Origin of the sequence: Erysipelatoclostridium sp. AM42-17 (genome assembly GCF_003480255.1) — a bacterium.
GTDB lineage: Bacteria > Bacillota_I > Bacilli_A > Erysipelotrichales > Coprobacillaceae > Faecalibacillus.
The window spans coordinates 1-13,539 of record NZ_QUIN01000028.1 but is presented as its reverse complement, the minus strand read 5'-3'; the positions used below and the strand labels follow the sequence as shown (position 1 = coordinate 13,539).

Sequence of the window (13,539 nt, the reverse complement as noted above, 5' to 3'; positions counted from 1 at the left end):
GAGGAACGTATGAAAAAGTTAGATTATATTAATGTAAGGGATGCACAGGTTCATGGACTTGTTAATCCAACATTTATTATGAGGGGAAATTGTTCCTTAAAAGATTATTCATTAGAAGTTGAAGTAGACGGTAAAATAAAAGAAGCTCATTTTTTACCTGATTTAGCCTCAGATAACTATGAATTAACTTTATCTTTAAATAAAGATGATTCAGTAGTTAAAGTGTATTTATTACATGATGAAAAAAGAGAACTGATTTGTACCAGAAAAAATACATTCTTTAAAAGAGTAAAATCAAAGATAAGAACTTTATTACAAAAATCAGTAAGAAAAACAAAAGAAACAAATAATAAATTTAAAGTCAATTTTTATGCTGTTGGTAAAGAAGTGAAATATATTGCTAAAGAATATCATTTTGTTTTAACACTAAATCGTTTAAAACAAAGTAAACGACGTATTAAAGAAAATAAAAAGACAAAGAATAAATTCTTAGATGTTTATAATTTCTTAAATCAAAAAGAATATCTATTATGGTTAGAAAAACATGAAGAAAAATTTGAAGAACATCCAGTATTTGATTACAATCCATTAATTTCCATTGTTATTCCTGTTTATAACGTAGAAAGGAAATATTTATCAGAATGTTTAGATTCTATTCTTAATCAAACATATCAAAACTTTGAAATTTGTTTATCAAATGATTGTTCTACTTTACAAGAAACAATAGATACTTTAAATGAATATGAAAAGAAAGATACTAGAATCAAAGTTCATCATCGTATAGAAAATGGACATATTTCTAGAGCAACCAATGATGCATTAAATATAGCAAGTGGTGAATTTGTAGGATTAATGGATAATGATGATTTACTTGCCAGAAATGCGTTAGCTGAATGTGTAGCTGTATTAAATAAGAATAAAGAACTTGATTTTATCTACACTGATGAAGATAAAATGGATATGGAAGGATTAAGAAGAGACCCTCATTTTAAATCAGATTATGCACCAGATTCTCTATTAGGAAGTAATTATCTATGTCACTTTGAAATCATGAGAAAATCAATTGTTGATGAGATTGGTGGTTTTAGAGTCGGGTATGAAGGAGCACAAGATTATGATATCTTTCTTCGTTTTTTAGAAAAAACAACAGCTGATCGTGTCTATCATATACCAAAGATTTTATATCATTGGCGAATGATTGAAGGCTCTACGGCAGCAACAATAGATAGTAAAGGATATGCTGTAGAAAAAGGAAGAATGGCAGTTGAAGATTCATTAAAAAGAAGAAATATTAACGCTAAAGTTACTGTTCATCCCCGTGTACCTTACTATTTAGTAGAATATTTATATAAAGCTGAACCAATGATTTCTATTGTTATTCCTACTAAAGATTATGCTGATGTAACAGAACAATGTTTAAAATCATTGTTTGAAAAAACAACATATAAGAATTATGAAGTTATTTTAATGAATAATAATAGTGAAAAGAAAGAAACATTTGACTTATTCAATAAATATAAAGAAAAATATGATAACTTTAGAGTCATTGATGCAAATTATGAATTTAATTACTCTAAAATTAATAACCAAGCAGTACATGAGGCTAAAGGTGAATATATAGTCTTATTAAACAATGATACTGAAATTATTACACCTAACTGGCTACAAATTATGGTGGGGTATGCCATGCAACCCCATATTGGTGCAGTAGGAACAAAATTATTATATCCAGATAATACAGTACAACATGCAGGTATTATTTTAGGTATTGGGGGTATTGCGCAACACTGCTTTATTGATAACCCTAGAGATGATGTTGGGTTCTATGGTAGATTATCAGTTCCATTCAACTATAGTGCTGTAACAGCGGCATGTTTAATGGTGTCTAAAGAAAAATATTTAGAAGTCAATGGTTTAGAAGAACAATTACAAGTTGCTTTTAATGATGTTGATTTTAATCTTAAGTTATTAGATAAGGGCTACTACAATATTTGTTTAAATCATGTAGAATTATATCATCATGAATCTAAATCAAGAGGTGATGATACGGTAGATACAAATAGTGCTAAATATCGTCGCTTTGTTCAAGAACATGACTACATTAAAGATAAATGGGGTTATATGCTTTATAATGATCGTTTCTATAATCCTAATTTAAGTTTAAAGAAAGCTTTTGTTTTGGATAAAGATTAATATAATAAATTTACACATTTGGAGGTAAAATAATGAAAGTATTAGTAACAGGGGTCAATGGTCAATTAGGCTATGACGTCATGAACGAACTCAATAAAAGAGGATATGAAGCTATTGGTAGTGATATCACTGAAAGTAATGACCATTTTAGTCATTATGTTCAATTAGATATTACTGATCAAGAAGCTGTTGAATCAGTGTTGATGTCAGTGAAACCAGATGTTGTTGTTCACTGTGCAGCATGGACAGCTGTTGATTTAGCTGAAGATGATGATAAAGTAGAAAAGGTAAAAGCAGTTAATACCAAAGGTACAGAAAATATTGCATTGGTTTGTAAAAAATTAGATTGTAAAATGATTTATATTTCTACTGATTATGTATTTAATGGTCAAGGAGATCAACCATGGGATCCAGATTGTAAAGATTATGCACCATTAAATGTATATGGTCAAACAAAATTAGATGGTGAACTAGCAGTCGCTCATAATTTAGATAAATACTTTATTGTACGTATTGCTTGGGTATTTGGTATTAATGGTAAAAACTTCATTAAAACCATGTTAAATGTAGGAAAGAAATATCCACAAGTAAAAGTTGTTTGCGATCAAATAGGAACACCTACTTATACTTATGATTTAGCTAGATTATTAGTTGATATGGCAGAAAGTGATCAATATGGTTATTATCATGCAACTAATGAAGGTGGTTATATTTCATGGTATGATTTCACGGTAGAAATCTTTAAACAAGCAGGATATACAACGGAAGTTCTACCAGTTACAACAGAAGAATATGGTTTATCTAAAGCAGCAAGACCTTTTAATAGTCGTTTAGATAAATCTAAATTGGTAAAAAATGGCTTTAAACCATTACCTACATGGCAAGATGCTTTAAGTCGTTATTTAAAAGAAATTGAATATTAAAACAACACAGCCATTTGGCTGTGTTTTGCTTTATATTTCTTTCTATTGCCGTATATGTTATACTGTGTTTGTTATAGGAAGGTAAGATTATGAAAATTTCTGTAGTTATGGCCGTATATAATGGTGTACATTTTTTAAAAGAACAATTAGATTCATTGAAAAATCAATCATATCAAATTGATGAAGCCATCATTATAGATGATTGTTCATCAGATTCAAGTTATGATTTGATAGAACAATATATAAATCGTTATCAATTAGATAAATGGAAAATAATAAAAAATGATAAGAATTTAGGATATCGTGCAAACTTTAAAAAAGGGTTAGAAATATCAACCGGTGATATTGTTTTTTTATGTGATCAAGATGATCGTTGGCGCCTTGATAAAATAGAAACAATGGTTGGATATATGCATCAAGAAGTTCTTACTTTAGCTTCTTCTTTTAATTTTATGGATCAAGATGGAAAATGTTTTAAGGTTGATAAAATAAAGGGAAGATCAAATAATAATCTTTTATTTCAAGAAGTAAAAGATATATTAACACCTATGCCGTTAAGCAGTTTATTGGAAATGAATTTTTCACAAGGGTGTACGATGGCAATTAAAAGAGAAGTCATTAATATTTATTTAGAAAAAACAACCGGGTTATTACCTCATGATTGGGAACTCAATATGATTTCTTCAATTAAAGATGGATGTTATTATTTAGACTTACCATTGATTGATTATCGTATTCATAATCATAATACCATTGGCTTAAGTAATATTACTGATGATAGTTATCTTGAAGAGAAAAAGAAACGTGTTAATCAAAGAATTGAACAAACTAAAAAACAGGTAAATAATGTAGCATTTGCATTAACCCTAGACTTAGATAGAAAACAAAAAGAATATTGTCTGGGTTACCAAGATTATTTATCTTATAGAATTAAGGCTATGGAAAATAAGAAAGCACTGGCATTAGTTAAATATTATATAACAGGAAAATACAAAATATATGGTCACTTTAAAACATTTATGGGTGATCTGATGAATGTAATTAAATAAGAGGTAAATATGAAAAAAATACTCATTATTTCAAATATGTATCCATCAAAGAAATATAAACATTATGGTGTTTTTGTTAGAAATACAGCTCATATTTTAGAAAACAATGGATACAAGGTTAGTGTATCAGCACTTAAAAAGAAAGATTCAAAATTGGGTAAATTATGGGGTTATACAGTATTTTATTTAAAGAGTATCCTTTTTGCTTTATTTGGATACTATGATATCTTATATGCTCATTACATTTCTCATTGTGCTTTATTGGTAAAAATCATTAAAAAGATGAAACCTAATATAAAAGTGGTGGTTAACGTTCATGGTAATGATGTCGTACCGGAAGACAAGCATGATGAAAAATTTATTCCTTTAGTTAAAGAAGTGATACCAATGATTGACTTATGTATTACACCATCATCTTATTTTAAAAATATCATGATGGAAGATTATCAAATGGCTTCATCAAAAGTCAAAGTCTTTCCATCAGGAGGTATTAATTTTGATATCTTTCAACATATAGAAAATGCAAAAGAAAAAATAGGTTTAGATCCAGATAAAATATGTATTGGTTATATTGGAAGATATGAAAAAAGAAAAGGTTGGGAAGTCTTTATTGAAGCAATCAATCAATTAGAACACAAAGAAAAGTATCAATTCTGTATGGTTGGTGTAGGTGAAGAACAAGAAATGGCTAATCAGCTTATCTCTAAATATAACTTAGATTCACTTATAAAAAAATATCCAATGCAAACTCAAAAAGATTTAGCTACTTTTTATAGTGCTATTGATATTTTTTGTTTTCCAACATATCGAAAAAGTGATAGTTTAGGATTAGTAGGATTAGAGGCTATGGCATGTAAAAGTATTGTTATTGCATCGAATATGGCAGGACCTACAAGCTATATTAAAGATAAACAAAATGGTTTTTTCTTTGTTCCAAGAGATGGAAAAGATTTAAAAGATAAAATAGAATTTATTCTTTCTTTAAATCAAACTCAATTAGATCAAATAAAAAATCAAGCTTATCAAACAGCCAAAGAATATGATGTCAATCATATTTCTAAAACATTAATAGAAATATTTGAAGAAGTTTAGAAAGAGGGATTACATGGATGTATCTATTATCATTCCTTTATATAAAGGACAAAAATATATAGAGCCATTATTACAAACAATTCAAAAGAATAAAGAATTATCACAAAAAGAACTAGAAGTTATTTTTGTTAATGATTATCCTGATGATATAATTCAAATAAATCATGATGATTTAAATATTCATCTTTGTAATAATGAAAAGAACGTAGGCATACATCAATCACGGGTTCATGGTTTAAAACAAGCTAAGGGACAATATATCTTATTTTTAGATCAAGATGATAAAATAACAGATGACTTTATTAAAAGTCAGTTAGAACATATTCAAGATGGTGATTTATGTATCGCTAACGGAGTGATGGAATCATCTACAGGAAAATGTCTTATATACAAGAATGAACGCTCACAAAACTATTTAAAAAAACAAATAGGCTTTATTAAAGTAAGAGACTTAATAGTTTCTCCAGGTCAATGCCTTATTAAAAAAGAAAGTATTCCATCTTTTTGGAAAGAAAATATTATGACTGTTAATTCGGCAGATGATTATATGTTATGGTTACTTATGATTGATCAAAAATGTAAATTTGTCGTAAATCATGATGTACTCTATACGCACAGTTATACAGGTGAAAATGTATCGGGTAGCATTGATCAGGTTCATGCATCAAATACAGAAATGTTAAAACTATTAAAAAATCATTGTCAAAATGTAAACGTAAATTTATTAAAAAGAACGATTGAATATAAATACATGATGAAAAAACAAGGGAAATTCATTCCTTCATTAAAAAACCTAGATTTATTTTTATACAACACATTATATCAATTGTTCTGGAAGGGTATGTAAAAATGAAAAATATATTTATTATAGGAAGTAAGGGGATACCTGCTAATTATGGTGGGTTTGAAACCTTTGTCGAAAATCTGACCAAAAACAAAATAAGTGAAGATATTAAATATCATGTTGCATGTTTAAGTGATAAAAATGAAGAATTTGAATATAACAATGCACGTTGTTTTAAAGTTCAAGTGCCACAAATTGGACCAGCTAAAGCAGTCTATTATGATATTGCAGCTTTAAAACAGATTTATCAATACGTACAAGATCATCAAATTGATGACGCTATTGTTTATATTCTTGCTTGTCGTATTGGTCCATTTTTAAATAAGTATGTCAAATTATTTCATCAAAAAAACATACAAGTTTTTGTTAATCCTGATGGACATGAATTTAAAAGAGCTAAATGGAATTGGTTTATTAGAAGATATTGGAAACTATCAGAAAGGTTAATGATTAAACATGCAGATTATGTCATCTGTGACTCAAAAAATATAGAGAAGTATATTCAAGAGGATTACAAAAAATATCATCCTCAAACAACATATATCGCTTATGGTGCAGATGTAGTAGATCAAACTAATGAAGAAAAGTTTGATAAATGGGCTCAAGAACACGACGTAAGAAGAAATGAATATTATCTTATCGTAGGTCGATTTGTTCCAGAAAATAACTATGAAACAATGATTAAAGAATTCATGAAAACAAATACGACTAAGGATTTAGTTATTGTTACAGGATACCAAGATAATAAGTTATATCATGTCTTAAAAAATAAATATCATTTTGAAAATGACAAAAGAATTAAATTTGTGGGAACAATCTATGATGATGAATTATTAAAAACAGTAAGACATCATGCTTATGGTTATTTACATGGTCATGAAGTAGGAGGAACAAACCCATCTTTATTAGAGGCATTAGGTTCAACTAAATTGAATTTATTATTAAATGTTGGATTTAACCAAGAAGTTGGCTTAGATTCATGTGTTTACTGGGGAAAAGAAGCAGGAAGCTTAAGTCAATTAATAGAGCATGTCGATGGTTTTCAACAAGGTTATATTGATGAATTAGGAGAAAAATCTAAAAAAAGAATTCAAGAAGCTTATAGTTGGCATAAAATTGTCAGTGATTATGAACAATTATTCTTAAATAAAAAAGAATTGTAGATAAAGGTAAATTGTTATATAGTAATAAAGTAGAGTAATTATGTAGTTATATTCATGGAGGAAAATATATGTTAAAGAAAATTATGACTGTCATGATGGTTTTGATGATGGTAGTCGGGCTTACAGGATGCAGTAAAGATGATAGTTCTAGTTCTTCTAGTAAAGTATCCCCATCAGATGATGGTATCAAAATTAAAACAGTAGATGATTTTGAAGAATCAAATGGCTTAATTTCATACTTTACAATTGATGACCATAAAATTGCGATTCCTGAAACAGTAGGTGAATATGTAAATTATTTAAAACAAATTGGGACAGTAACATTAAATAGTACAGGTCAAGATCCAAGTGAAGTTGATTTACCTAAAGAAGGGATATCTTCAATGGTTGCCTATCTAAATGTTGAATTAGATAACGGTGATGTTGCCCATATGTATTTACGTTATAAAAATCCTACTAAAAAAACAATTAAAGTATCTGAAGCTTCTGTTACATTTTTAGAAGTAAAGTATGATCCTTTATCAGAAAATGAATTTGATAAAACATTAAAAAATGTAGAAGTAGTTACAAAAAATGGGACAGTACCTCTAGATGGCAAAATGGCATACACAAAAGTAAGACGTCTTGTAGGGGAACCTGAACAAGAAACAGATGGAAGATTTATTTATAATGATGATGCTGGTTATAAAAATATGCTAGATTGTTGTAATGAAAACAGATCTGGTATCTTTAGAGGATTTAGTATCGAATATCCAAATAAATAGAGTCAAAACTAAACTTAATAAGTTTAGTTTTTTGATATATAGATGGGAGGTTGTACTAAATGGAAAAAATAACAGTTATTGTACCGTGTTATAATGAAGAAGAAGCATTAAATTACTATTATGATGAAATGAGTAGAGTCATGAATGAAATGAAAGAAGTTGATTTTGAACTATTATTGGTCAATGATGGTTCAAAAGATAGAACATTAGAAATCATGCAAATACTTGCTCAAAAAGATCAAAGAGTAAAATACATATCATTTTCACGTAATTTTGGTAAAGAAGCAGCCATGTATGCCGGTTTTGAAAACAGTACAGGAGATTATGTTTGCTTGATGGATGCTGATTTACAAGATCCGCCAAGACTCTTACCCGAAATGTATCGCGCTATTAAAGAAGAAGGTTATGATAGTGCGGCAACGAGAAGAGTAACCAGAAAAGGAGAACCACCAATCCGTTCTTTTTTTGCCAGACTCTTTTATAAAATGATGAATAAAATATCAGATACTGAACTTATGGATGGAGCACGAGATTATCGCTTAATGACAAGACAGTTTGTCAATGCACTATTAGAGTTAAAAGAATATAATCGTTTTAGTAAAGGTTTATTTGGCTGGGTAGGATTTAAAACAAAATGGATAGAGTTTGAAAATGTAGAAAGGGTAGCCGGAGAAACAAAATGGTCTTTTTGGAAACTACTTTTATATAGCATTGAAGGAATTGTTGCTTTTTCTACAGCACCTTTAGCGATAGCATCATTACTTGGTATGTTGATGTTATTTATCGCTCTTATTTTTATCATTTTTATTATAGTAAGGACATTGATATTTAATGATCCAACAAGTGGATGGCCATCACTTGTATGTATTATTACGCTTATTGGAGGAATTCAAATATTCTGTACAGGAATATTAGGGCAATACTTATCAAAGACTTATTTAGAAACAAAGAAAAGACCGGTTTATATCGTGAAGGATACAAATATTAATAAAAAAGAGGTTATCAATGAAAAATAATATAAAGAATAACAAAGGGTATTTAATAGGGACAATTCTTATTTTTATCTTGATGTTTATTTGTTCAACAAGGTTAGTGATGTCTCAGGCTCCTGATGAATATATGAGATATAGCATTCCCCAATATATTGTAAATCATGGAACATTACCTAATGGAAATGAAAAAGAAATATTGAATGCCATATGGGGATTTTCATATGGCTTTACACCCTATTTACCTTCATTAATAAGTGTTTTATTTATGAAAATAGTAATGTTGTTTACTCATAATGCAAGTTATTTATTAGTGGCTGCTAGATTAACAAGTGTTTTAGCGGGTTCTATCACATTTTTTATATGTTGTAAAATAGGTGAAGAAATCTTTAATAAAAAGATCACGATTTATCTTTTTTCCATTATTGTGACTTTATTACCACAATTTTTCTATTTATCACTTTATTTAAATAATGATTCATTTTCAGTGATGACAACAGCATTGATTGTTTATGCATGGATTAAAGGAATTAAAACAAATTGGCAATATTTTTATTGTGTCTTTTTAGGAGTGTCTATCGGTCTATGTGCTTTAACTTACTATAATGCTTATGGCTTTATTTTATGTAGTATTTTTGTTTATTGTATAAGTTGTTATCAAGCTGGATTTGATTTAAAGACCTTTTTTGTTAGAGGAATGATTATTGCATTATCAGCATTTATTATTGGCGGTTGGTTCTTTATTAGAAATGCCATGATTCATCATGGTGATTTTCTAGGAATGAATTCAATGTATGAATGTGGTGAAAAATATGCTCAAGATGGTTATCAGTTATCAAAAAGAATGACATATGAGCATCAAGGTATTGGTGTTGTTTCGATGCTTCTTCACACAAATTGGTTTATTGATACAGCTAAAAGTTTTGTTTGTGCTTCTGGCTATATGAAGTATATTATCAGCAATATTCTATTTGTTGGTTATGTATTATTGAGTATACTTGGTCTAGGATCAACAGTTATTGGATTGAAGAATAATTATCAATTAAAATTTAAGTTGAAACCTTATTTCATTATATGCTTAATTTTATGTATGTTAATTCCTATAGTATTATCAATTAAATACTCTTATTCTATCGACTATCAACCACAAGGTCGTTACATTATGTCAATACTTGTGCCATTAGCCTTATTTATCAGTATAGGTTACGAATACATAGCCAATGTATTAGAAACAAAGAATTTTATTAAATATAATTATTCTATTTTAACAATCATCATAGCGTATATTATATTCTTTGGACTTTGTTATGAAAAATATATAAGATTATGTTTAGAAAATATGAACTCTATTATATAAGAAGGTGAATATATGTTTGATTCAAAACTAAAGAAATTTGGTAAAAATGTTGTATTAGGCTTTTTTACTGTTATTATATTACTTCTTACATTATTAAGTCTTTTTACTAATGCCTATTTAAGTTGGGATGAGCATACAACAATTGTAGCTGATCGACCATTCTGGTTGATTGGCTGGTTTATCTTTATTGTTATTGTTTTATATTTTATTAGAAAGAAATATAAGACACAGGATACGTATTATTTTAATAAAATATTTTTAATAGTAAGTTTAATTTTATTGATTGTTGGTATTTTTATGATATTTACTATTAATTTTGTTCCTGTTGCAGATCAACAAAGTATTTTAGAAGCAGCTGCAGGATTGAAAAATGGCAATTACAGTTATTTTACACCTACTGGATATGTTGGGAAATGTTCTAATCAAGCAGGAATTGTTGTTATTCTTTATTATCTGTCATTTCTTTTTGGTGATAACAATTATCAGGCTTTTCAAGTATTAAATATTTTTGGTTTATTAATTAGTTATTATTGCTTGTGCCAAATATCAACAATTAGTTTTAGAAATGAGGAACTAAAAAACTGGACTTTATTTTTGTTGGTTCTGTTTTTTCCATTAACCTTTTATATCGCTTTTGTTTATGGAAATATTTTTGGTTTAGCTTTTTCATTGCTTGCGATTTTATCAGGTTATGAATATTTTGAATCAGGTAAAATTAGATATATTTTATCGGCTATTATAAGTATTATTTTTGCGATGATGTTTAAATCAAATTATTTGATTGTATTTGTTGCGATGTTGATTTTTATCATTTTTGATATCGTTTTAAATAAACGTTATCAATCCATTATACTATTAATTTTATTTGTACCGGCTTATTTTGCGTCTTCCCTTATTCCTAATACAATTATTAAAAATATGACGGATATAGAATTAGGAAAGGGAATTCCCATGATTGCTTATGTAGAAATGGGATTACAAGACACGCCGGAAATGCCTGGATGGTTTAATGGTTACAATTGGAGTGTCTATGAAAATGCCAATGGAAACTATGAACTAGCTAACGAAAGGGCCAAAACAGATTTATCCAATACATTGAGTGATTATTTATCTAATTCTGGAAAATTTATTAACTTTTTATATCGTAAAACGGTATCTCAGTGGTGTAACCCTGATTTTCAAGGTACTTGGGTTACCAGACATAGTAGTTTTTATATTCAAAGTGAATTATGGTATCAAATATTCAATGTGTTTGAATCAGTAGTCTTGTTAGGGACATTAGCCTATATTTACTTTACCGGTCGCCATATGAAATTACATCGTTTGTTGTTACCGACGATATTTATTGGTGGTTTTCTATTTCACTTATTTTGGGAAGCTAAATCACAATATACCATTACTTATTTTGTTTTATTAATGCCTTATTGTGCAAAAGGTCTCATGGATATGACCAACGAAATGATTGATCAATTATTAAAAGTAAGGGTTGCCAGAGGAATAAAAAGAAAATTAGAAATATTGAAGGATATGGACACAATAAAGTTTATACTATTTATAATAGTGATTGTCTTTATCATTAATTTATTTGTGTAATAAGGAGTTTTTATGAAAGAACTGATATATAAAAATAAAGAAATATTATTATATTTAATATTTGGTGTTCTAACAACAGTAGTCAATATCGTTGTTTATTACATAAGTGCAGAGTTACTAGATATCCATTATCTTATTTCTAATGCTTTGGCTTGGGTTTTATCTGTTTTATTTGCTTATATAACAAACAGAAAATATGTATTTAATAGTCATAATGAAAATGTTATTAAAGAAATGATTTCATTTTTTGGATCAAGACTCGCGACTGGGGTTTTAGATATGACACTCATGTGGGCACTTGTGAATTATCATCTTTTAAATGATATGATTTCTAAAGTTGTTGTTAATGTCATTGTTATTGTTTTAAATTATGTTTTAAGTAAATTGGTCGTTTTTAAAAGCAACTCGAAATAGAGTTGCTTTTGTGTTTAATATAGATGTTTTGGATATGTATGGTTTTCAACAAGTTCTTTAATACTATCAATGACGATTTGTTTGTCTTCTTGATAAGTTACACCAAACCAATTATCAGGAGAACTTAAAACTTTAACAGTAGCTCGATCATTTTTAAGTAGATCTCCTACAATGGTAGGTAATAAGAATTCTTGTTTTAAATCAGTAACCGGAACATTTTTTAAGAATTGATCAAATTCTTGATTTAAAATTTTAAAAATAGTTGGTTGGAATGCCCACATATTCATAGAAACAAAACTATTCCAATCAATCTTGTCTTCATGATCATCGTTTCTAACAAAGGCATAGCCATCACCTTTTTCAATATTATGAGTTTCAACAATATCTGTTAAATAATGATTTTGGTCTACATGGCATAGTCCACGGGTAACCCCACCATTATCACTTAATGTATTTTTTAAGATAAAACTAACCATTGCAATATCTTCTTTATTTGATGAATGTTCTTGAGTTAAATATTGATAAGCCTCTTTAAAGGCGTTTTGTCCATAATAGTCGTCTGCATTAATAACTAAAAAGGGTTCATGAATTAAATCTTTACAACATAAGATAGCTTGTCCAGTTCCCCAAGGTTTTGTTCTTTCTTTAAATTGGCTTTGATAAGCCTCAGGAATATTTGATAATTCTTGATAAGCATATTCAACTTTAATAACTTGCTTAATTCTAGAACCAATCACACGATCAAATTCTTCTTTTAAGTCCTTTCTAATAACAAAGACAACTTTATTAAATCCAGCTTGCATAGCATCATATATGGAATAGTCCATAATAATTTCACCATGAGGACCTACTGGAGTGAGTTGTTTAATACCTTTACCAAAACGGCTACCAATACCAGCAGCCATAATGACTAATGTAACATCTTTCATATGTACCTCCAAATAATAATATAATATTATTATATAATAAGTAGAGAGTATTGTCTAATTTGTTTAAAGATTGGATAAAAAAATTAGATTGTTGTGATTTTAAAAAAACAATGATAAAAAGAGGTTTTTTTAAAATAGAAGGAAAAAAGGTAAAAGAAAAGGATAAAAAAAGGGGAAAAAAGAGTAGACAAACAAGAGAAAAGATGGTAGTATAAACGAGCACTCGAAA

General features: G+C 28.3%; 12 protein-coding genes. 11 read left to right on the top strand and 1 reads right to left on the bottom strand.

Going from position 1 to position 13,539, the window contains the following annotated elements:
- Window positions 1-9 precede the first annotated feature (9 nt).
- From DW911_RS09735 to DW911_RS09685, 11 genes are all read left to right on the top strand, one after another.
- A complete protein-coding gene (locus DW911_RS09735) occupies window positions 10-2,193 on the top strand; it encodes a glycosyltransferase family 2 protein (RefSeq protein ID WP_233543068.1) in 2,184 nt (727 codons plus the stop codon).
- A gap of 32 nt (window positions 2,194-2,225) precedes the next feature.
- On the top strand, window positions 2,226-3,116 hold the full coding sequence (gene rfbD, locus DW911_RS09730; protein ID WP_118433867.1) for a dTDP-4-dehydrorhamnose reductase: 891 nt from the start codon (window positions 2,226-2,228) through the stop codon (window positions 3,114-3,116).
- A gap of 89 nt (window positions 3,117-3,205) precedes the next feature.
- A complete protein-coding gene (locus DW911_RS09725; RefSeq protein WP_118607758.1) occupies window positions 3,206-4,165 on the top strand; it encodes a glycosyltransferase in 960 nt (319 codons plus the stop codon).
- Window positions 4,166-4,174: 9 nt separating this feature from the next.
- Entirely contained in the window at window positions 4,175-5,257 is a 1,083-nt protein-coding gene (locus DW911_RS09720) for a glycosyltransferase family 4 protein (protein WP_118607757.1), read from the top strand.
- A gap of 13 nt (window positions 5,258-5,270) precedes the next feature.
- Window positions 5,271-6,104 (top strand): glycosyltransferase family 2 protein, encoded by an 834-nt coding sequence (locus DW911_RS09715; RefSeq protein ID WP_118607756.1) that lies wholly within the window; start codon window positions 5,271-5,273, stop codon window positions 6,102-6,104.
- A 2-nt stretch (window positions 6,105-6,106) separates the two neighbouring features.
- Entirely contained in the window at window positions 6,107-7,264 is a 1,158-nt protein-coding gene (gene cps2T / locus DW911_RS09710; protein ID WP_118433875.1) for a beta 1-4 rhamnosyltransferase Cps2T, read from the top strand.
- A gap of 68 nt (window positions 7,265-7,332) precedes the next feature.
- Window positions 7,333-8,028, top strand: a complete 696-nt coding sequence (locus tag DW911_RS09705) for a hypothetical protein (RefSeq protein WP_118607755.1) — start codon at window positions 7,333-7,335, stop codon at window positions 8,026-8,028.
- 59 nt (window positions 8,029-8,087) lie between these two features.
- On the top strand, window positions 8,088-9,044 hold the full coding sequence (locus tag DW911_RS09700) for a glycosyltransferase family 2 protein (RefSeq protein ID WP_118433879.1): 957 nt from the start codon (window positions 8,088-8,090) through the stop codon (window positions 9,042-9,044).
- Entirely contained in the window at window positions 9,034-10,374 is a 1,341-nt protein-coding gene (locus DW911_RS09695; RefSeq protein WP_118433881.1) for a glycosyltransferase family 39 protein, read from the top strand. The genes DW911_RS09700 and DW911_RS09695 overlap by 11 nt, the downstream gene beginning before the upstream one ends.
- 12 nt (window positions 10,375-10,386) lie before the next feature.
- Window positions 10,387-11,967, top strand: a complete 1,581-nt coding sequence (locus DW911_RS09690; protein WP_118433883.1) for a hypothetical protein — start codon at window positions 10,387-10,389, stop codon at window positions 11,965-11,967.
- Between the two features lie 12 nt (window positions 11,968-11,979).
- Entirely contained in the window at window positions 11,980-12,381 is a 402-nt protein-coding gene (locus DW911_RS09685; protein WP_118433885.1) for a GtrA family protein, read from the top strand.
- Between the two features lie 14 nt (window positions 12,382-12,395).
- Here DW911_RS09685 and DW911_RS09680 read toward each other — a convergent pair whose 3' ends face one another.
- Window positions 12,396-13,310, bottom strand: a complete 915-nt coding sequence (locus DW911_RS09680) for a nucleotidyltransferase family protein (RefSeq protein WP_118433887.1) — start codon at window positions 13,308-13,310, stop codon at window positions 12,396-12,398.
- Window positions 13,311-13,539 lie beyond the last annotated feature (229 nt).